Consider the following 19,605-nt stretch of genomic DNA (forward strand, 5'->3'; position numbering starts at 1 on the left):
CAAAAAAAGGGCATATGCGATAGATTACCATTTCAGATCAACGATAACAGTTATCAGTTACTACAAAGCAAGGATTCAAGGAACCCCAATGCGCATAACTCTCCGCTTCCCCTTCCAGCACTCAGGCCTGGCGTTGGCTATTGGCGCTGCCATGGCATTTCCGGCCCAGGCCGAGCAGCGTCTCGATAGCATCGTCGTCACCGCCGCTGGCTTCGAGCAGGCGCTCAACGATGCACCGGCCAGCATTTCGGTCATTACCCGGGAAGAGCTGCAACAGCGGCGCTTCACCAATATCGCCGAGGCACTTGCCGACGTACCGGGCGTCGATGTGCGCTCCGGCACCGGCAAGACAGGGGGGCTCAATATTGGAATTCGCGGCATGCCGAGCAATTACACCTTGATCCTGATCGATGGGCGCCGCCAGAACGCCTCGGGAGACGTGACGCCCAATGGCTTTGGCGAAACCGCGACCAGCTTCATGCCGCCACTGTCGGCCATCGAGCGCATCGAGGTGATCCGCGGTCCGATGTCGACGCTCTATGGCTCCGATGCCATGGGCGGTGTCATCAATATCATCACCCGCCCGGTCAGCAATACCTGGACAGGCAACGTGGCGGTCGACACGACGTTCCATCAGGATAGAGACGCGGGCAATTCCCAGAATATCAACCTCTATACCTCCGGCCCGCTGGTAGAGGACGTACTCGGTCTGCAACTGCGTGGCCGGCTGTTCGACCGAGACAGCTCCGAGCGCCTGATCGAGGATGGCACCGGTCGCGACCCGCGCCCCACGGAAGCCCGCATATATACCATCGGCGGTCGGCTGACGCTCAATGCCGATGAGGCCAATATCCTATGGCTGGATGCCGAGCGTTCGCGTCAGACCTATGACAATGAAGATGGCCGCCTGGGCAACCTGGACACGCCCGCGCGCATCTTCGGCTATGAGGATGAACTGCGCTTCAACCGCGACCAGGTGGCTCTCGGTCATACCGGACGTTACGCCGCTGGAACTCTCGAGAGCAGTATCACTCACAACACCACCGAGACACTGGGTCGCACCCTGCCCGCAGGGAGTGCACCCAACTACGGTTATGAAGCGGCCGGCGGCGAGCCTCGCCTGCTCGAGAATCGCGACATCGTGTTCGACACCAAGTTCGTGGCCCCCATCGAAGCGCACATGGTGAGCGTAGGTGCCCAGTACATCGATGCCAGACTGGAGGATGGTGCCGCAGGTAGCCAGGCCTTCGAACAGCAGAGTTGGGCCCTGTTCCTCGAGGACGAGTGGTGGCTGCGCGACGACTTGGCGCTGACGCTGGGTGGCCGCTATGAGGATCATGATGCTTTCGGCAGACACTTCAGCCCACGCGGCTATCTGGTGTGGAACACCACCGACAACTGGACCCTGAAAGGTGGGATAAGCCAGGGTTACAAGACACCGACCCTCAATCAGCTGCACGATGGTGTGACTGGCTTCACCGCCCAAGGTCAGAGCATAACCATCGGCTCACCGGATCTGCAGCCTGAGGAGAGCACCAACTACGAGATTGGTGCGATCTATGACAACCTGGAGGGCTTTTCCGCCGGCGCCACCGCGTTCTATAACCGCTTCAGCGACCGTATTGCCAATGCGGAAGATATTCCCAATTGCCAATATATCGATAACACGGGCAACACACCCAACGCCAGCCTGCCTAACTGCATCAGTGTGGGCAACTTCACGGCACAGGAGGGTTTCAGCCAGCTGATCAATATCGACAAGGCAGAAACCCGTGGGATCGAGCTTACGGCTCGCTATCGCCTGGCACCCAACTGGGAAGTCCGTGGCGGCTACACCTATACCGACACCGAAATCACCTCAGGCGACTATGAGGGGATGGTGTTGAGCAATACGCCTGACCATAAGCTGACCGCGAGCCTGACCTGGGACGTGACCAATCGTTTGAGCACCACGCTCGAGGGGGAGTACTACTCTTCACGCGAACGCTTCTCCGATGGCCTGCCGACCTCGGGCCAGAATCTGGCGCTCTATGAGCAGGTCGGCAACAAGCTCGACAGCTATGAACTCTTCAACCTGCGCACCAGCTATCAGATCGCCGACAACGTGCGCCTGACCGGCACCATCTATAACCTGCTCGACAAGGATTTCGGTCGCGCCGACGCCTACGAGTGGCAAGGCGACACCTACCAAGCCTACCGTTTTACCCAGACGGGGCGCTCCACTGACGGCATTTATCTCGATGGCCGCAGCCTCTGGATTTCTGCCAGCTACGATTTCTGAGCGATATCAGGAAACCGAGCCCCGATGATTCGGGGCTTTTGCAACAGCTTGAATATAATGGGCAAAAAATGCCAGTCAGCGTCGCTGACTGGCATTTTTTTACTGAGGGCTTGGACGGCGCCCAGCGGAGCAGCAAGGCTTACAGCTTGCTCTCGAGCTCCGGCAGGATCTCGAACAGATCCCCCACCAGGCCATAGTCCGCATCGCCAGGCATCCATCGCAACGCCCCGTGCTCACCGCACGGGGCTTTTTTATGGCGGGGGGGGGATAGGGCAGGGTTTTTAGGCGCCAGGGGCAGGGTTGCAGTGCGGCAGGGCACTTGTCTCAGCAGTGAGGCGGCGACTAGACTAGCCAGCCTTCATAGGAGACATCATGATCCCCCAATACCTGCTGCTCTATTGCCGCCCAGGCTTCGAGAAAGATCTGAGTGCGGAAATATCCACCAAGGCCAGTGAAGCGGGGTGGCAGGGATATGCCGTGGCCGAACACAATGCCGGACATCTGAGTTATGTGTTGGAGGGCGCCACTCCAGCCAATGGCTTGCACCGCGATATTCCACTTGCATCGATGGTGTTTGCTCGTCAAAGTCTCGTCGCCTTGCCTCCGCTCGTCGGGTTGTCACGTGAAGATCGACTGACACCTATCATTGAGCAGGTAATGGCCAGTGGGTGGAGCTTCGAATCGATATGGCAGGAGACGCCGGATACCAACGAGGCCAAGGCGCTCAGCGGCCTGATCAAGGCACTTGACCGGCCTTTGGAGTCGGCTCTGAAGAAGTGCGGAGCGCTGCGTCGCAAGGCGGGAGCGCGACGGCTCCATCTGCTGTGGAGTGCCGGAGACAGAGTACAGCTCGGGATGAGCTTTCCTGGCAATCGCAGCGAGTTTCCCGGCGGCATTCCCCGGCTACGATTCCCTCGAGAGGCACCCAGCCGATCGACACTGAAGCTCGAGGAGGCATGGCATGCGTTTGTACCGAAGGAGGAGTGGCCGCAGCGCATCGATAATGCCATGACCGGGGCGGACCTCGGCGCGGCGCCGGGAGGCTGGACCTATCAGCTGGTGAGAAAGGGCATGTATGTCTACGCCATCGACAACGGTCCCATGAATAAGACATTGATGGCCACCGGCCAGGTGGAACACTTGCGAGAGGATGGTTTTTCCTGGGAACCGCCGGGGCGCTTGGACTGGCTGGTCTGCGACATCGTCGACAAGCCGATGCGGGTGACCGAGATGATCGAGCGCTGGCTGGTGAAGCGCTGGTGTCGCGAGGCGGTCTTCAACCTCAAGTTGCCGATGAAGCAGCGCTGGAGCGAAGTCTCGCGCTGCCTGGCCTACTTGGCCTCCAGCCTGGAACGGGCCAATGTATCGGCCGAGATCGGCTGCCGGCATTTATACCATGATCGAGAAGAGGTGACCGTTCATGTGAGGTTGCTGGACTGATCAGCAGTGCTCGTAGAGGCGGATATGCTCTTCGTCGGAGAGCAGCGGTAGCACCCGCTGCATGACTCGCTCGCGTTCGGGGCTATGCAGCCAACTCTTCCAGGCGGTCAGGTCACGCCATTGGGTGATCAGGAGGCGCCGCTCGGGATGGTAGCGTTCGCAGAGACTTTCGCCAGCAATAAAGCCTCGGGCATTGATCGAGGCGCGCATCGCCTCCTTGGCGGCAAGTTCGTACTCCGCTTCGAGCCCTGGCATGATGCGTCGCTCAATCAGGATTTTTATCATTGTACTACCTATCCTCTACCCTATTTCCGTTCGCTAACGCTTTCATGCATGAGGTTCATGAGCCAATGGCCGACCAACTCGTCGACTTGCCCAGCCACGATGTCGAACTCGATACCCGGGGGCTCTACTGCCCCGAGCCCATCATGCTGATGCATAACCGGGTGCGCGACATGAGCATGGGAGATGTGCTCAAGGTAGTGGCCAGCGATCCGGCCACCACCCGCGACATCCCCAAGTTCTGCAGCTTTCTGGGACATGAGCTGCTTTACCAGGCTGAGCGCGATGGCACTTACCACTACTATCTGCGCCTGGGCTAACGACGCCACACTGGGTGGTGGGCTAGGGCGCGATCATCAGTGCCAAGGCTTCCAGTGTCGTCGGATCCTCCTGCTTGATGCGGTTGGCAATGGTGCGCTGAAAGAAATAGACGACGCGATGGCGGCTGTGCCCAGGATAGAGGCAGGCATCGCCGGCGAGTACGGGGGTCGATTCGATCGACTCCTCATCAACCAGCAGGGCTTCGATCTTGCCGCTATTGTACAGCTGCCAGCCGAAAACCTGCTTGAGCTGCCAGGGCAGATCCTCCTCGTCCATGCACAAGGCATGCGTGCCCAGTGTGTCGGGGAGCTGCTGGATCAGGCTCGAGCTTTCGGTGTCTTCGTAATCGAAGTAAGCGGCGGCATGCTCGAGCTCATGCTGCTTGTGCTCCGGCGGGGAGGTGAAGACCTCCTCGGTTTCGGGGTCGCGATAGCCTACGAAGTGGCCATACTCGGGATCGTCCAGCTCCTGACAGGGCGTCAGGGCTTCCATCCATGGAACTAGACCGACGACCTCGCCATCTTCTCGCAAACCCCAGGCAAGCAGCGGCATGCCATACAGCGTTTCCTGGTCGGAGGCGAGATGGTAAAGCATCTCCAGGCCATCCAGTTCAGGGGCAAGTCGTACCAGTCGACGCCTGGCGAGTTGCCGTTGTCGCATGACCTCCAGGTCGATGACCTGTGCGGTGCGGGGGGACAGTGGGATTCCCATGATTACCCTCCTAGAGCGCGTTGTAACGGCAGTGGAACGGCCTAGCTTCACTATTAGCACAGTCTTGGCGAAAAAGTTAAGTCTCGTTGCTTGCGCTGGCGGGCTGTGTTGTCAACGTGCATTCAGCGCGCCGCTGCGCTAACAAGCGCTGATGCTCCTGTCGAGCATGTACAAAGCGCTGCCAGGGTGCCTGTGCGCGCTCAAGCGATAGCCACTCCTGACGGTAGCGATCCATCGCGGGAAGCGATATCGGGTGTGCCTCGAGCAGGGTGTCAACCGAAGTCAACCAGCGCTCGGCGTATGCTTCGATAGCATCCAGATAATCGACTGGCATTGCCTGAAACAACTCAGTTTCAGGACATACGAGCGGCCCTAGGCGCTCCGTTTCGAGAAGTCGATTGGCTTCAGTCAGGCGCAGGCTTGCCAGTTGCAGCGTACGCAGGACCCGGGCCGTCAGTGGTTCTCGTCTTAGTGCCTGGAGGTGATCGGAGAGCGTTGCCGAGTCGGGACGCCAATCGCGATCGAACTGGCGAAGGGCACCTTCGCGCAGGTAGTCGAGAGCGGCCAGGAAGGGTTCGATATCGGGTAGATTGCCTGGCGAGAGCGGACGGCTCGCACGTGAGAAGCTGGCTCTCCATTCGCTTGAGCCGAACAGCGCATTCCAACTCACGAACGGCAGCTGTCGAGTCTTCATCTCGCTCAGCCGCTCGAGACGCTCACGGTGAGTGGGTGCAAGAGAGGCGCCGATGTCGGAGTCGAGACAGCCGGAGAGCCGCCGCCAGAGTTCCAGCTCGTATAACCAGTGCTGACTTGGCACTGCCACTCGACCGAGCTGAGTGTTACGCTCGGCCACTAGTGAGGTGATATTGCATTGGCGTAGCCCATAGACGTTCTGCAGACTCTCGCGTGTCTCGGGAATGTCGAAGGTGAGCCTGCGCCGATCGGGAAATGCGGCAATGTTTTCAGGCGATTGCGGTTCGGGGGCGGGGAGCTGAAGAGCCTCCGCCAGCTGTTGCTGATAATCGACCAGCAGCGCATCCGCCTCCCCGCGGCGCTCACACCCCGTGATGAGCAGCATCGTGGCCAGACCCATCGCCAGGCTTGGGGGCAGGTTCAATGAGGTCCGCCAAGTCGCAGGGCTAGCGGCGAAGCACCACTCCTTGTCCATTGCTCACCGCCTTGCTGATTCTGTGGAGTCTCCAGCCCAGCAGCAGGGCCGCGACAGTCAGGCCCGCGACAAGTCCGATCCAGTAACCATGCACACCCAGCGGGGCGAGCCAGTCGCCAAGCCCCCAAGTCCCCAGCCAGTGGCCGCCCAGCAGCCCTACAAGCCAGTAGGCGAGCAAGGTGATCACCATGATGATCCGGGTATCCTTGTAGCCGCGCAAGGCGCCCGCCATGTTGATCTGAAGCGAGTCGGAGATCTGATAGATCATCGCCAGTACGATCAGCGAAAGGGCCAGCTGCTGCACCTCGCTATTGCGAGTGTAGAGCGATATCACCGACTCCGAGGCGAACCACAGGATCGCATTGTTCAGCAGCGCAATCAGCAGGCAGACGGCAATACCGTTCCAGGCGACGAAACGCGCCTGAGCCGGCTGTCCGCTACCGAGCACGTTACCGACCCTGACGGTCAGTGCCATGCCCAAGGAGAGCGGCAGCATGAACAGGATGGAGGTGAAGTTCAGCGCAACCTGGTGGGCAGCGACAACGACTTCTCCAAGGCTTGCTATGAACAGGGCGATGAGGGTGAAGAGCGTGACTTCGACGAAGATCGCCACACCGATCGGGACGCCTACGTAGAGCAGCTCACCGATCAACTTGCGACTTGGCGGGGTGGGTGAGTGCCATAGCGAGACCGGGGAATAAGCGCGCGAGCGCTGGGTATAGAGCAACATGGCAAGGGTCATGACCCACATCGAGATGGCCGTGGCGATGCCGCAGCCGAACGCTCCCAATGCTGGTAGCTCGGCAAAGGGTGCCGGCAGCTCCACACCGAGCAGGTTGCTCAGCCCTGCACCACCATGAATCAGGATGAAGTTGCATGGAATATTGATCGAGAGTCCGATCAGGCTGATCCAAAGCGTCGGGCGAGTGTGATTCATGCCGTCGGAGAAGGCGCGCAGTGCCTGAAAGATCGCAATACCGGGCATGCCGAAGGCGATCGCTGAGAGATAAGCCGTCGAGCGTTCGGCGACCTGTGGCGGCACACCCATTACACGGAAGATCGGTGCGACGGCAAACCACAGTAGCAGGGCCGAGACGACTCCGAGCACCAGAGCCACCCATAGCGCCTGGTGCACGCTGGGTCTGATGCGATGGATATTGCCGCCGCCCAGCAGCTGGGCCACGATCGGTGTCAGCCCCATCAAGGTGCCGGTCATGAACAGCATCAACGGCATCCACAGACTCGAGCCCACCGAGACGGCCGCCAGGTCTGTGGCGCTCAGGCGGCCGGTCATGATCACATCGGCCACGCTCATGCCGGACTGCGCCAGCTGCGCGCCGCAGATCGGCAGGGCCAGGCGCATCAGCAGCCGGGTCTCCTTGCGGCTGCGAGCGAGCCTTGAGGTACTGAACTGGACCAAAACGACTCTCCTGAAGCGACAGATACAGGCAATTGCTGACCTTGTGGTCAAGCGCGCTAGTTTAGCAATTGCCGGACGTTATCGCTCGTCGGCGCAAGGCTTTATAATGCGGTGCTGCTTGGCCCTACTGCACAGAGGAGATTGCGTGGATTACGCTCTTGAAGATGTCATGGCGCTGTTCGATGGCCTCTTTCTGGATACGTTCAATACTTGTCTGGTAAGAGGCGAGAGCGAACCGCTCTACCTGCCCGCCGATAGTGACTGTCCCCATCATCGCGTGATCTTTGCGCATGGCTATTTTGCCAGTGCGCTGCATGAAATGAGCCACTGGTGCATTGCCGGGGCGCGGCGTCGCGAACTCGAGGATTATGGCTACTGGTATCTGCCGGATGGACGCGATGCCGACCAGCAGCGCCGGTTCGAGTCGGTGGAGGTAATGCCACAGGCCATCGAGATGCTATTCGCCCGTGCCTGCGCGCGTCGTTTTGCGGTGAGCGTGGACAACCTGGGCGACATCGAGGTGGATCGAGAGGCGTTCAGTGCCCGGGTTGAGCTGCAGGCGGCCGAGTATGAGGCGCAAGGCCTGCCGCCCAGGGCGGCGGCGTTTCGCGAGACGTTAGCGACGTTCTATCGTCAAGGAAAATCGCGAACGCAAGCCATCGAGGCTGGGCGCAGGCTGCTCGAATCCAGGCTTGCGGCGGATGTGATCACGACGCCTGGATGAGGCGCTGATGTAGCCTGAGCATGACCTCCACTTCCTGTTCGGGGCGCATCGGTTCCATGCCCAGTTCCGAGAACATCTCGCCACGTGCACGCGCCCAGTCGCCCGGCATCAGGTCGGGATAGAGCGTCTCGGCCGGTGCCAGCTCGACGAAGGGATCAAGCCCGAAGACATCGAACAGTCGCGACAGGGCCGCCTCGTCATCGCTGACCCCGGCGGTATAGAGCGTGCCGCTGAAGTGGTCGCCCTCAAGCTCGCGGATCACGTCCAGCGGACTCACGCCCAGGCTATCGAGCTCTTCCAGGCTGTAGTCGCCCAGCGAGATCAACTCCTCGTTCAGCCAGGAGTCGTCGGGCTGGATCAAGGTGTGCTTGATCTGGCCATCGGGCAGAGCCCAGGCGATGGCCAGGGGAAGTCCACCATCCTCGCCGGTTTCGATGGCGATAAAGCCAGGTAGATCGGACATGTCAGGTTTCCTTTGGCGTATCGTTGAGGTGGAAGAATCGGCGTGCCGTGGCGGTTGTGGCCGTTGCCAGATCGCCCTCGGCGATCCCTCGCCAATGCGCGATTTCACGGGTGATCCAGGGCAGTAGCGACGGTTCGTGACGCCGGCCCTTGAGCTTGGCAGGCAAGTTGCGCGGCAGCAGGTAGGGACAATCGGTTTCCAGCATCAAGCGCGATAGCGGTATCTCGCCCACTAGATCGCGCAGATGATGTCCTCGGCGTTCATCGCAGATCCAGCCGGTCAGGCCAATGTGCAGATCGAGGTCGAGATAGCCATATAGCGTATCGCGTTCGCCCGTGAAGCAGTGCACCACCGCCTGGTCGATATCGTCTCGCCAACTGCGCAGTATCTCCAGCATGCGCTTGCCGGCATCGCGCTCGTGAATGAACAGCGGCAGACCGCTCTCGACGGCAAGCCCTAGCTGCGCCTCGAACGCCCGCTCCTGTTCGTCAGGGCTGGAGAAATTGCGGTTGAAGTCCAGTCCGCACTCGCCGACCGCGACCACCTCAGGCTGACGATGCAGCTCGCGCATGGCATTTTTCAGTTCGGCACTCCAGCGGCTGGCATCGTGGGGATGAATGCCGGCGGTGGCATGAAGTCCAGGATGACGTCGGGCGAGCGTCACGGCCTGCTCGGCATGCTCGCGGTCGGTGCCGGTCACGATCATCGTCGTGACATCGGCGGCCAGCGCGCGGCCGAGCACTGCGTCAAGATCACGCGCGAAGCTCTCGTGAGTAAGATTGGCACCGATGTCTACCAGCGGGGCTGGCGAGCGAAACTGCAGCTCTGCGGGGAGTGCATCATCGAAGGTGGCGGTCGCTTCAGCCAAGGGGTCTGCTCCTGTCGGGTCTGGTCGGTATTGTAACCGGCGCATGAGATGCGCGGCCATGATCTGGCAAGCAACAAAAGCGCGATAGACGCCGACTTTACCTGGCCTTGCGCGTTACACTAGTGTCTTTGAGTCTAGCAACGAGGTGGTAACGCGTGACCCTGTTACGTCTTGAACAGCTGCAACTGGCCTACGGCACGCATGTGCTGCTCGATGGGGCCGATCTGGTGCTGGAAAAGGGCGAACGCCTAGCGCTGGTGGGGCGCAACGGCACTGGCAAGTCGACTTTGCTGAAGCTGGTCTCGGGCGAGATTCAGGCTGATGGCGGCTCGATCTGGCGTGCGCCGGGGTTGAAGATCGGCGTACTCGAGCAGGAGCTGCCCGATGCCTCAGGTGAGACGATCTTCGAAGTAGTGGCCCAAGGCTTGCCTGAAGCCGGGGCGCTACTCGCCGAGTACCACCACCTGATCCAGGCAGCCGATCCCAGCATGCGGCGTATGGAGCAACTGCAGACTCAGCTCGAAGCCATTGATGGTTGGTCGTTCCATCAGCGTATCGATACCGTGCTGACCCGCCTGGGGCTGCCTGCCGAAGCGCCGATGCAGTCGTTGTCGGGCGGGTGGCGCCGGCGGGTGGCGCTGGCCCGGGCTCTGGTTGCCGAACCCGACTTGCTGCTGCTGGATGAGCCGACCAACCATCTCGATCTGGATACCATCGCTTGGCTCGAGGAGCAACTGTCCGCCTTCAATGGCTCGGTGCTGTTCATCACTCACGACCGTGCTTTTCTGTCGAAGCTGGCCACGGCAATTCTCGAGCTCGATCGCGGCCGCCTGGGACGCTACCCAGGCGACTATGCCGCCTATCAGGCACAGAAGAACCATGAGCTCGAGATCGAAGCGCGGGAGAATGCGCTGTTCGACAAGAAGCTGGCCCAGGAGGAGACCTGGATCCGCCAGGGAATCAAGGCGCGACGGACCCGTAACGAGGGACGGGTCCGTGCTCTGCAGCAGCTGCGTGCCGAGCGCAGCCAGCGCCGTGAGCGCCAGGGCAGGGCAACGCTGAGCGTCGATAGTGGCGAGCGCAGCGGCAAGCGTGTGGTAGAGCTTTCCGGGGTCACTCAGTGGTTCGGCGAGGAGTGCGTGATTCACGGACTCGATCTGGAGATCCAGCGAGGCGACCGTATCGGCCTGATCGGTCGCAACGGTGCCGGCAAGACCACGCTGCTCAAGATCCTGCTCGGCGAGCTCGAGCCCTCCGAGGGCACGGTCAAGCTTGGCACCGGCATGAAGGTGGCCTACTTCGATCAGCTGCGTGCCGGACTCGAACCCGAGAAGAGTGTCTACGACAACGTCGCCCAGGGCAGCGACCGGGTCACGGTAGGGGGCAAGGACAAGCATGTCATCAGCTACTTGCAGGACTTCCTGTTCACCCCCGATCGCGCCCGGCAGCCGGTCAAGGTGCTCTCCGGTGGCGAGTCCAACCGCCTGCTGCTGGCCAAGCTATTCACCCAGCCGGCCAATGTGCTGGTGATGGACGAGCCGACCAACGATCTCGATGTCGAGACGCTGGAGCTGCTCGAGGAGCTGCTGCTCGATTACGAAGGTACGCTGCTGCTGGTGTCGCATGACCGGGTCTTCATGGACAACGTGGTGACTGGCGTGCTGGCTTTCGAGGGTGACGGTGTGGTGCGTGAATACGTGGGAGGCTATACCGATTGGGTGCGTCAGGGTGGCAAGCTGCCACCGGCTCCCTGGGATTTCGATGCCGCCCGGGTGTCGGGACAAGCCAAACAGACGCAGCCGGCGGCGATCGATACAGCGCCGAGCGAGCCGGCGAAGACGAAGAGGAGCGTCAAGCTTTCTTACAAGCTCCAGCGTGAGCTCGACAGCCTGCCGGGTATCATCGAGTTGCTTGAGGCCGAAGTGGCCGCGCTCGAGGCCAAGGTGGGCGATCCCGACTTTTATCAGCAGGAGGGCGATAGGGTGGCCGAGACGCTCGAGTTGATGAGCACCAAGCAGAGCGAGTTAGATGCCGCCATGGAGCGCTGGATGGAGCTGGAGGCTATGACGGCCGCCGAGGATTGATACGCGTTACCATCGTACCGAAGGTGCCCGCGGGTGCCTTCGGTCGGTCAGGCGCCAGTACGCTGAATACCTACTCGGAGGAGACTCCGTTCTTGCCTACGCGCACCGCCAGGACATCGCACTGAGCGCCATGCAGTACTCCCGTCGAGGTAGAGCCCAGTAGCAGCGCGAAGCCGTGACGACCATGCGAACCGACCACGATCAAATCGACGCCATTCTCCTCGGCGAAGCGATGGATCTCGGTATCGGGCATGCCGACCAGAACATGCTGGTTCTCTTGGGACACGTTGTGCGGATCGGCGATCTCGGCCAGGCGCTGCCTGGCATGCTCATCGAGCTGATCCTGGATGCTGGTGAGATCCATGGGGATGTCACCGCCATAGGCGAAGCCGAGGGGCTCCAGGGTATGCATGATCGAGAGCTTGGCGTTGTTTCGTTCGGCAATGGGAATGGCGCGTTCGAGAACTTTGTGGGAGTCCTTGGTCAAGTCGACGGCGACCAGTACGTGACGATATTCATTGCTCATGACATAGCTCCAGCGAGACGAGGTCGGGCGATCATTCGATCAGCAGCCTCTACTCTAGGCCGGCCCGAACGTTAGAACAACGACTCGGGTCAACGTTTCGATCGATTTCAACTCAACGAGAGATAGGCATGAACTGGCTGATCATTGTTTTTCTGCTAATGCTGGTCATATCGCCGGTCATGTGGCTCAAGCCAAGCCCCCGACAGAAGCGCGTGGCCCGGCTGCGCGAGGCGGCAATACGTGCAGGTATCAAGGTCAGACAGGAGAAGCCGCCGCTATACAAGCCGCTGGGACAGATGACCAGTTACCGCTGGCGATATCCGTCAGCACAGCCAGGGCCCCGCTTCGTCCTGGTCAGGAGTGCCGAGGCAAGTGAGGCACTGAAGGAGTACCGCCCCGGTTGGCGGTGGCGGATCGAACCGTTACGCCGCTTGCCTGACGAGGTGGAGAGGAGGTTGGAGACGCTATTGTCACGTTTACCCCATGATGCCCTTGTCATCGAGTCCGATCAGGATGCCCTGACCCTATGGTGGTACGAGTCGCAGAGTGCTGATCGCTTCGCCAGCTATCTCGACGATTTCGAACGGCTGCGCCAGGGGCTGACGGGACGGCCAGATACACCGAACTCATATGCCAGGCATTAGTCGATGTTTGCCGGTGGTGCCCCGCTTTCACGTGCCTGAATCGCCAGTCCGTTATTTTCGATACGTGTCAGCAGATCGTCCAGTTGGTCGACCTCCTGATCACTCAAACCAGCGAGCATCTCCTCGCGGGCGGCGGTAACGACCTTATCGATCCGCTGGAGTAGGGGCGTCGCCTGGGGCGTTAGGAAGACGCGCTTGGTACGACGGTCCTGCTCACAGGGGCAGCGTTCGATCAGACCCTGCTCGGCGAGCTGGTCAAGTGTCCTGACCAGAGAGGGCGCTTCCACGCCGATTGCGCGCGCCAGGTCGCACTGGGGTTGACCATCGAGACGCCCGAGATGGTAGAGCGTGATCCAGCGCGTCTGGGTCAGCTCAAGCGGTGCCAGTCGCTTGTCGATGATCGCGCGCCATAGCCGTGGAAGGCGCGATAGTCTAAAACCGATATTCTGATTCATGGCAATCCCCATTAGCAGGCTAATATTGAGATTGTCCAAACACGGCCCGCCCATTGCAAGCCTTCTTCGTCAACGCAATCGTATCAGCCGCTCATACCGGGCACCAGACGTCGTAGATCCAGCCCGGGCACACCGGCAGGTGACTGGATCTGGCCATTCGCCAGCGAGGCCTGTTCAGGGGACTCACTGACCGTGAAGCGCAGCACGCCAATACGTTGGCCGGACTCAGTCGTCACATCGATTCTCCAGTTGCCTGCCGAGGCGTCGGGGAAGTTCTGCTTATGGGACCATGAACGATACCCTTGCTGGCGCCCACCGGCGATGGTCAGCGCGATACGGTCGATCAGCTCTCCCTCATGACGCCACTCGTGGTAGATGCGCTCCTGCAATCCTCGTGGGGCGCGTATGGCGGTATAGGCATAGAGTCCGCTGCGCTGCAGCTCATCGTCATGCAGAGGTACGCTCCCCTGAGGAGTCCGCTCGGCCAGGTCGATGGCGGCCGACAGGGCGCTGCCGGTTAACCACAGATTGGCCGGCGGTACCCAGGCACGACCAGCCCAGGCCATGAGCGCAAGTAGCAGTGTCAGGCCGAACATCGCCGCCCAGCTTTTGACATGCTTGGGCTGCAGTAGATGGATCAGGCTTGGCAGACTAAAGATGACCATGAAGATAAGGGCACAGACGAGACTTTGACTGGTGGTCAGCTGCAGCATGATCGGCAGTGTCACCAGCATGACAACGAAGACGCACTGGGCATGAAAGGCGAAATAGATCCAGCGGTAGCGCTCGGCAAGCTTGAAGTAGAGGGGGTCGAGAATCGAGAGAAGGCACAGGCCGATGAAGAACAGCGTGAACAGTGCCTGCCCGCTGGCCCATACCGTGGTGGCCAGCAAAAAGGGCAGACTGAAGAAGAGTGTTTCCTGGTGAATCAACTGGGCAATAAAGGTGGTCGCCCCCTTGGGCAGCGTCGGGTAACCGCGACGAGCCAGCAGGCGACCGACTACGCTTTCAGAGAGTAGTAACAGCCAGGCTAACAGCAGCCCTAGTGCCAGGGCGCCTCCCAGCCATTGCTGACGGTCGACCAGAAAAAAACTGGCCACCCCAGCGGCGAAAGCCAGTGGAGGCCAGAGCCATAGATAGGGCCTGGCTCGCATCAGCAGCGTCTGAAGATATCCTTGCCAGCGCTGCATGCGCGACAGGGTCGTCGCAATGGAAGCGCTGGTTTCAGGCCCGGACGGTGCCGAATCGGTCATGTTGCTGCCATAGAGTCATTCGTGGTGAATAGATGATGACATCGTAACAACTGCAACCCTGTGCCGGGAGTCGCGAAACGGCAACAACACAATTAGGGCGATGAAGGATATTGGACGTTTAGCTACCTGCCCAAGGCTTGACGTGATGGCCAGGCTGGACCAAGCTGTCTGGCAATCAAACGGCCGTATGAAACCGATCTTCACATCCAATCCAACCCCGTGGGGAGAAACGTGGATGAACTATCAAGGTAATGCCATTTCGGTGACTACCAATGGCGACAACATTGCCACGCTCACCTTCGATCTGAAGGGCGAATCCATCAACAAGCTGTCCAGCGCGGTAATCATGGAGCTCGACGAAGCCATCCAGGCGCTGCAGAGCGCAGGCGACGTCAAGGGCCTGGTGATTGCCAGTGCCAAGGATGCGTTCATCGTCGGTGCCGACATCACCGAGTTTCATGGTCTGTTTGAAAAGGGTGAGGCGTTTCTGGTCGAGATGAACCAGAAGGTCCATGCAATCTTCAATGCTCTGGAGGATCTCCCGTTTCCCACCGTCACCGCCATCAATGGTCTGGCACTGGGCGGCGGTTGCGAGATCACCTTGACCACCGATTTCCGGGTCATGAGCGAAACCGCCAAGATCGGCCTGCCGGAGACCAAGCTGGGTATCCTGCCGGGCTGGGGTGGCTGTGTACGCCTGCCGCGCATGATCGGAGCCGATAACGCCATCGAGTGGATCGCCGGTGGCACCGAAAATCGTGCCTTCGATGCGCTCAAGGTAGGGGCTGTGGATGGCGTGGTGCCTGGGGATCGACTCGACGCCGCAGCACTGGACATCCTGGCGCGTGCCAACACGGGCGAGCTTGACTACCAGGCGCGCCGCGAAGAGAAGACGCAACCGCTCAAGCTCAACCCCATCGAGCAGATGATGGTCTTCGAAACCGCCAAGGGGTACGTGGCCGGGAAGGCCGGACCCAACTACCCTGCGCCGGTCGAGGCGATCAAGGTGATTCAGAAGGGGGCCGGGGAGGAACGCGCGCGCGCCCAGGCCATCGAGGCCAAGGCCTTTGCCAAGCTTGCCATGACCGATGTCTGCTACAACCTGGTGGGGTTGTTTCTCAACGATCAGGTGGTCAAGAAGAAGGCCGGCAAGTACGAGAAGCAGGCGCAGCCGGTCAAGCAGACCGCCGTGCTCGGGGCCGGCATCATGGGAGGCGGCATCGCTTACCAGAGCGCCTCCAAGGGCACCCCAATCCTGATGAAGGATATCAAGGATGATGCGCTCGAACTGGGTCTCAAGGAGGCGCGCAAGCTGTTCGCCAAGCAGGCCGAGCGCGGCAAGCTGACCACCGAGAAGATGGCCGAGCAGCTTAGCAATATTCGCCCGACGCTCTCCTACGGCGACTTCGGTCACGTCGACCTGGTGGTCGAGGCGGTGGTCGAGAACCCCAAGGTCAAGGATGCGGTGCTCACCGAGCTGGAAGGGCTGGTCGGGGAGAACACCATCCTCACATCCAACACCTCGACGATCTCGATCAACCGCCTGGCTGAGAATCTCAAGCGTCCCGAGAACTTCTGCGGCATGCACTTCTTCAATCCGGTGCACCGCATGCCGCTCGTCGAGGTCATTCGCGGTGAAAAGAGCAGCGACGCGGCGATAGCGGCCACGGTTGCCTACGCGCGTGCCATGGGCAAGACTCCCATCGTTGTCAACGACTGCCCGGGCTTTCTTGTCAATCGCGTGCTGTTCCCCTACTTCGGTGGTTTCAGCTTTCTCGTCGAGCAGGGCGCCGATTTCCAGCGCGTCGACAAGGTGATGGAAAAATTCGGCTGGCCGATGGGCCCCGCCTATCTGCTTGACGTGGTAGGTATGGATACCGCCGTACACGCCAACGAGGTGATGGCGGAAGGCTTCCCGGACCGTATGGCGCGCGATGGCAAGAGTGCCATCCAGGTGATGTACGATAACCAGCGCCTGGGGCAGAAGAACGACAAGGGCTTCTACAAGTACGAAGAGGATAGAAAGGGCAAGCCGAAGAAGGTCTCGGATGAGGAAGCCTATGCCTTGGTCAAGCAGGTGATGAAGGAGCAGAAGGAGTTCTCCGACGAGGAGATCATCGCACGCATGATGGTGCCGCTGTGCATGGAGACCGTTCGCTGTCTCGAGGATGGTATCGTCGATACGCCTGCCGAAGCCGACATGGCGCTCATCTACGGTATCGGTTTCCCGCCGTTCCGCGGCGGTGCGTTGCGCTATGTCGATGCGATGGGGGTCGATGCCTTCGTTGTGCTGGCCGAGCGGCTGGCGGATGAACTCGGTGCACTTTACGCGCCCACCGAGAAGCTGCGTGCAATGGCCAAGTCCGGCGAAACCTTCTATGGCAAGAGCGCCTGAACTCACCACGAACAGGAGTAGTGACAGATGAGTTTGAATCCGAGAGATGTCGTGGTGGTCGACGGTGTGCGTACCGCCATGGCCAAGGCCAAGAATGGCGCCTTCCGCCACGTGCGTGCCGAGAACCTGTCTGCCGCGGTGATGCAGGCACTCTTCACTCGCAATGCCAATCTCGATCCGAGTGAGGTCGACGATGTGATCTGGGGCTGTGTCAATCAGACCCTGGAGCAGTCGATGAATATCGCCCGCAACGCGGCGATCATGACCGGTATTCCGCGCAGCGTACCGGCGCAGACCGTCAATCGCCTGTGCGGCTCGTCGATGACCGCGCTGCATATCGCCAGTGCCAACATCAAGGCCGGGATGGGCGACTTCTATATCATCGGCGGCGTTGAGCACATGGAGCATGTGCCCATGGCTCACGGTGTGGACGTCAACCCCGCCGCCAGCAAGTATGCAGCCAAGGCGGCCATGATGATGGGCCTGACCGCGGAGCTGCTGGGCAAGATGCACGGCATCACCCGCGAGGATCAGGACAAGTTCGGGGTACGCTCGCATCACCGTGCGCTGGCCGCCAATGAACAGGGCTATTTCGATAACGAGATCATCGGTGTCGAAGGTCACACGCCCGATGGTCTACGCCAGCTGGTGACCCATGACGAAGTGGTGCGTATCGATGCGAGCCTCGAGGAGATGGCCAAGCTCAAGCCGATCTTCGACCCCAAAGGCGGTACGGTCTCGGCAGGGACGTCATCAGCCCTCTCCGTCGGCGCTTCGGCGATGGCGGTGATGAGCTACGAGCGCGCCCAGGCACTGGGGCTGTCGCCGATCGCTCGAGTGCTCTCCACGGGTGTGGCCGGTTGCGATGCTTCGATCATGGGTTACGGTCCCGTACCTGCCAGCAAGAAGGCCCTCAAGGCGGCAGGCCTCTCGATTGATGATATCCAGACGGCCGAGCTCAACGAGGCCTTCGCCGCCCAGGCGCTTCCCGTGCTCAAGGATCTCGGCCTGCTCGATCGCATGGACGAGGCCGTCAACCTCAATGGTGGTGCGATCGCTCTCGGTCATCCGCTAGGCTGCTCAGGTGCACGTATCTGCACCACGCTGCTCAACGTGATGCGCCAGCAGGACACCACGCTGGGCCTGGCGACCATGTGCATCGGCATGGGACAGGGTGTGGCGACAGTGTTCGAGCGCCTCAAGTAGTCGCGCTTAAGTTTCAAGACAGCGAGTCAGTACTACGGCCTCCTGATGTATTCAGGGGGCCGTTCTTCATCCAGCATCAACCCCTCCCACCGCTTCGCGATCCTCTCTCTCCAGCGCTTCTTGGAGGGCGTCTCGCAACAGCGGCAGATGCGACTGCTCCAGGTCTCGGGAGGCGCTCAGCAGCGTCAGGGTGCCACCCCGCGCGAGTCGCATCAACGGCTTGAGCGCATCGGGATCGTCCTGCATCTCCCAGCGGTAGCGGTGGGCAAAGACAGTACGGTTGATCTTCTTCTCATGCCAGTCGCGACGCAGCGCCGGTGAGGGCGCCGCGTCGCGGTACCAGTCGGCCAGAGCCAGACTCTCGCGCGGCTTGCCTCGTGGCCATAACCGATCCACCAGTACCCTGGCGCCATCCTGTGCCTCGACGTCGCTATAGATACGCTTCATGCGGATCTCGTAGCCCATGATGGCTCTCTCCCTGCTTGATGATATTCGCCTGGATAGGCCTCGCGACCCTCCAGCCTAGGGTAGTCCTCCTGTAGCGGCAATGCTTGCTCAGGCTAGCATGGCGTGAGTGGGCTGCGGTGTAGGCAATAGCAGGGAAGATTCGTGTAACGCTTCCCCAGCATCTAAGGTAATAGCAGCGATTCCACATAAGGAGAGGCAAACCATGGCGATGATCCCGGTGCATCGCAGTGAGGAGGAGAAGCAGGGCGGCAAGTGTCAGGCCAAGAAGCGCGAGCATGGCGAGCAGGATAGCGAACTTGCCGAGCGCATTGTTCAGACGGCAGTAGAGATGGCCGAGGCGTGTGGCTGGGAGGCGGTCGAGTTGACCGAAGTGGCCAGAAGGCTCGACATGCCCGTGGCTCAAGTGCTCGATAACTTCCACGATCTGGATGCCGTGGCGAATGCCTGGTTTCTACGTGGCTGGCAACACATGCTGGATGATAAGCCCGAGGGATTTGCCCTCTGGTCAGCTCGAGAGCGCATCGAGCATTGTCTGATGGCGTGGTTCGATGCCTTTGCCGATCATCGTCGGGTGACTGTCCAGATGATCAAGGCCAAGTCGCATCCTCCCCATATGCATACCTGGGTGCCAATGGTCTTCGATCTATCGCGTACCATCCAATGGCTGCGCGAAGCTGCCAGACTCGAGGCGCCTTACGGAACCCGTCGCGCGCAGCTGGAGGAGATAGGACTTACAGCGCTTTTCCTTGCCACTCTCAAGCAGTGGGCCGACGATGTCTCCCCCGAGCAGCAGGATACCCGCCGCTTTCTTAGACGCTACCTAAAACGTAGCGAGCGCATGATGGACTGGTTGTGGCATGGGCACCAGGCACGCTAGGCTCAGGCAGTGATAGATA

General features: G+C 60.5%; 19 protein-coding genes. 9 read left to right on the forward strand and 10 right to left on the reverse strand.

The window, feature by feature from the left end; translation table 11 throughout:
• Positions 1-88: 88 nt before the first annotated feature.
• Together HJD22_RS05205 and rlmM are read left to right on the forward strand one after the other, a co-directional pair.
• Positions 89-2,281 (forward strand): TonB-dependent receptor, encoded by a 2,193-nt coding sequence (locus HJD22_RS05205; protein ID WP_208654464.1) that lies wholly within the window; start codon positions 89-91, stop codon positions 2,279-2,281.
• A 372-nt stretch (positions 2,282-2,653) separates the two neighbouring features.
• A complete protein-coding gene (gene rlmM, locus HJD22_RS05210; RefSeq protein WP_208653703.1) occupies positions 2,654-3,721 on the forward strand; it encodes a 23S rRNA (cytidine(2498)-2'-O)-methyltransferase RlmM in 1,068 nt (355 codons plus the stop codon).
• On the opposite strand, the gene HJD22_RS05215 is transcribed toward rlmM, so the two are convergent.
• On the reverse strand, positions 3,722-4,006 hold the full coding sequence (locus HJD22_RS05215; protein ID WP_208653704.1) for an antibiotic biosynthesis monooxygenase: 285 nt from the start codon (positions 4,004-4,006) through the stop codon (positions 3,722-3,724).
• A gap of 65 nt (positions 4,007-4,071) precedes the next feature.
• Here HJD22_RS05215 and tusA point away from each other — a divergent pair, with 65 nt between their 5' ends.
• The gene (gene tusA / locus HJD22_RS05220) at positions 4,072-4,323 is read left to right on the forward strand and encodes a sulfurtransferase TusA (protein ID WP_208653705.1); all 252 of its coding nucleotides are present in this window, start codon (positions 4,072-4,074) and stop codon (positions 4,321-4,323) included.
• A 22-nt stretch (positions 4,324-4,345) separates the two neighbouring features.
• On the opposite strand, the gene HJD22_RS05225 is transcribed toward tusA, so the two are convergent.
• From HJD22_RS05225 to HJD22_RS05235, 3 genes are all read right to left on the reverse strand, one after another.
• Positions 4,346-5,035, reverse strand: coding sequence for a hypothetical protein (locus HJD22_RS05225; protein WP_208653706.1), 690 nt, complete (start codon positions 5,033-5,035; stop codon positions 4,346-4,348).
• A gap of 76 nt (positions 5,036-5,111) precedes the next feature.
• Positions 5,112-6,152: a DUF3080 family protein gene (locus HJD22_RS05230; RefSeq protein WP_208653707.1), complete on the reverse strand. Its 1,041-nt coding sequence runs from the start codon at positions 6,150-6,152 to the stop codon at positions 5,112-5,114.
• A gap of 22 nt (positions 6,153-6,174) precedes the next feature.
• Positions 6,175-7,566 (reverse strand): MATE family efflux transporter, encoded by a 1,392-nt coding sequence (locus HJD22_RS05235; RefSeq protein ID WP_208656694.1) that lies wholly within the window; start codon positions 7,564-7,566, stop codon positions 6,175-6,177.
• A gap of 202 nt (positions 7,567-7,768) precedes the next feature.
• Here HJD22_RS05235 and HJD22_RS05240 point away from each other — a divergent pair, with 202 nt between their 5' ends.
• Positions 7,769-8,347, forward strand: coding sequence for an elongation factor P hydroxylase (locus HJD22_RS05240; RefSeq protein ID WP_302051028.1), 579 nt, complete (start codon positions 7,769-7,771; stop codon positions 8,345-8,347).
• Here the strand turns inward: HJD22_RS05240 and HJD22_RS05245 are convergent.
• Together HJD22_RS05245 and HJD22_RS05250 are read right to left on the reverse strand one after the other, a co-directional pair.
• Positions 8,331-8,810 (reverse strand): hypothetical protein, encoded by a 480-nt coding sequence (locus HJD22_RS05245; RefSeq protein ID WP_208653709.1) that lies wholly within the window; start codon positions 8,808-8,810, stop codon positions 8,331-8,333. The genes HJD22_RS05240 and HJD22_RS05245 overlap by 17 nt on opposite strands.
• A 1-nt stretch (position 8,811) precedes the next feature.
• The gene (locus HJD22_RS05250) at positions 8,812-9,678 is read right to left on the reverse strand and encodes a TatD family hydrolase (RefSeq protein WP_248730112.1); all 867 of its coding nucleotides are present in this window, start codon (positions 9,676-9,678) and stop codon (positions 8,812-8,814) included.
• Between the two features lie 155 nt (positions 9,679-9,833).
• Here HJD22_RS05250 and HJD22_RS05255 point away from each other — a divergent pair, with 155 nt between their 5' ends.
• A complete protein-coding gene (locus HJD22_RS05255; protein ID WP_208653711.1) occupies positions 9,834-11,762 on the forward strand; it encodes an ATP-binding cassette domain-containing protein in 1,929 nt (642 codons plus the stop codon).
• Between the two features lie 70 nt (positions 11,763-11,832).
• Here the strand turns inward: HJD22_RS05255 and HJD22_RS05260 are convergent, their stop codons facing one another.
• The gene (locus tag HJD22_RS05260) at positions 11,833-12,288 is read right to left on the reverse strand and encodes a universal stress protein (RefSeq protein ID WP_208653712.1); all 456 of its coding nucleotides are present in this window, start codon (positions 12,286-12,288) and stop codon (positions 11,833-11,835) included.
• 128 nt (positions 12,289-12,416) lie between these two features.
• Between HJD22_RS05260 and HJD22_RS05265 the strand changes: the two genes are divergently transcribed.
• On the forward strand, positions 12,417-12,932 hold the full coding sequence (locus HJD22_RS05265) for a preprotein translocase subunit YajC (protein ID WP_208653713.1): 516 nt from the start codon (positions 12,417-12,419) through the stop codon (positions 12,930-12,932).
• Here the strand turns inward: HJD22_RS05265 and slyA are convergent.
• Together slyA and HJD22_RS05275 are read right to left on the reverse strand one after the other, a co-directional pair.
• Positions 12,929-13,387 carry a transcriptional regulator SlyA gene (slyA, locus tag HJD22_RS05270; protein WP_208653714.1) on the reverse strand — a complete coding sequence of 153 codons (459 nt, stop codon included), beginning with the start codon at positions 13,385-13,387 and terminating at the stop codon, positions 12,929-12,931. The genes HJD22_RS05265 and slyA overlap by 4 nt on opposite strands.
• An 83-nt stretch (positions 13,388-13,470) precedes the next feature.
• On the reverse strand, positions 13,471-14,640 hold the full coding sequence (locus HJD22_RS05275; protein ID WP_208653715.1) for a DUF5924 family protein: 1,170 nt from the start codon (positions 14,638-14,640) through the stop codon (positions 13,471-13,473).
• A gap of 235 nt (positions 14,641-14,875) precedes the next feature.
• On the opposite strand from HJD22_RS05275, the gene fadB reads away from it, so the two are divergent.
• Positions 14,876-17,035 (forward strand): fatty acid oxidation complex subunit alpha FadB, encoded by a 2,160-nt coding sequence (fadB, locus tag HJD22_RS05280; RefSeq protein WP_208653716.1) that lies wholly within the window; start codon positions 14,876-14,878, stop codon positions 17,033-17,035.
• Positions 17,036-17,062: 27 nt separating this feature from the next.
• Complete coding sequence (gene fadA / locus HJD22_RS05285; RefSeq protein ID WP_208653717.1) at positions 17,063-18,241, forward strand: acetyl-CoA C-acyltransferase FadA; 1,179 nt, start codon at positions 17,063-17,065, stop codon at positions 18,239-18,241.
• 66 nt (positions 18,242-18,307) lie between these two features.
• On the opposite strand, the gene HJD22_RS05290 is transcribed toward fadA, so the two are convergent.
• Positions 18,308-18,706, reverse strand: coding sequence for a DUF488 domain-containing protein (locus HJD22_RS05290; RefSeq protein ID WP_208653718.1), 399 nt, complete (start codon positions 18,704-18,706; stop codon positions 18,308-18,310).
• 205 nt (positions 18,707-18,911) lie between these two features.
• Here HJD22_RS05290 and HJD22_RS05295 point away from each other — a divergent pair, with 205 nt between their 5' ends.
• Positions 18,912-19,586, forward strand: a complete 675-nt coding sequence (locus HJD22_RS05295) for a TetR/AcrR family transcriptional regulator (protein ID WP_208653719.1) — start codon at positions 18,912-18,914, stop codon at positions 19,584-19,586.
• Positions 19,587-19,605 lie beyond the last annotated feature (19 nt).

This window comes from Halomonas sp. TA22, from assembly GCF_013009075.1.
Taxonomy (GTDB): domain Bacteria; phylum Pseudomonadota; class Gammaproteobacteria; order Pseudomonadales; family Halomonadaceae; genus TA22.

Excerpts from the sequence above, each read along its gene's own strand:
- HJD22_RS05290 (WP_208653718.1), bottom strand. The coding sequence starts at position 18,706 with ATGGGCTACGAGATCCGCATGAAGCGTATCTATAGCGACGTCGAGGCA.
- HJD22_RS05260 (WP_208653712.1), bottom strand. The coding sequence starts at position 12,288 with ATGAGCAATGAATATCGTCACGTACTGGTCGCCGTCGACTTGACCAAG.
- HJD22_RS05225 (WP_208653706.1), bottom strand. The coding sequence starts at position 5,035 with ATGGGAATCCCACTGTCCCCCCGCACCGCACAGGTCATCGACCTGGAG.
- slyA (WP_208653714.1), bottom strand. The coding sequence starts at position 13,387 with ATGAATCAGAATATCGGTTTTAGACTATCGCGCCTTCCACGGCTATGG.
- HJD22_RS05235 (WP_208656694.1), bottom strand. The coding sequence starts at position 7,566 with ATGCGCCTGGCCCTGCCGATCTGCGGCGCGCAGCTGGCGCAGTCCGGC.
- HJD22_RS05265 (WP_208653713.1), top strand. The coding sequence starts at position 12,417 with ATGAACTGGCTGATCATTGTTTTTCTGCTAATGCTGGTCATATCGCCG.
- HJD22_RS05205 (WP_208654464.1), top strand. The coding sequence starts at position 89 with ATGCGCATAACTCTCCGCTTCCCCTTCCAGCACTCAGGCCTGGCGTTG.
- HJD22_RS05295 (WP_208653719.1), top strand. The coding sequence starts at position 18,912 with ATGGCGATGATCCCGGTGCATCGCAGTGAGGAGGAGAAGCAGGGCGGC.
- HJD22_RS05245 (WP_208653709.1), bottom strand. The coding sequence starts at position 8,810 with ATGTCCGATCTACCTGGCTTTATCGCCATCGAAACCGGCGAGGATGGT.
- rlmM (WP_208653703.1), top strand. The coding sequence starts at position 2,654 with ATGATCCCCCAATACCTGCTGCTCTATTGCCGCCCAGGCTTCGAGAAA.
- tusA (WP_208653705.1), top strand. The coding sequence starts at position 4,072 with ATGGCCGACCAACTCGTCGACTTGCCCAGCCACGATGTCGAACTCGAT.
- fadA (WP_208653717.1), top strand. The coding sequence starts at position 17,063 with ATGAGTTTGAATCCGAGAGATGTCGTGGTGGTCGACGGTGTGCGTACC.
- HJD22_RS05215 (WP_208653704.1), bottom strand. The coding sequence starts at position 4,006 with ATGATAAAAATCCTGATTGAGCGACGCATCATGCCAGGGCTCGAAGCG.
- fadB (WP_208653716.1), top strand. The coding sequence starts at position 14,876 with ATGAACTATCAAGGTAATGCCATTTCGGTGACTACCAATGGCGACAAC.
- HJD22_RS05275 (WP_208653715.1), bottom strand. The coding sequence starts at position 14,640 with ATGACCGATTCGGCACCGTCCGGGCCTGAAACCAGCGCTTCCATTGCG.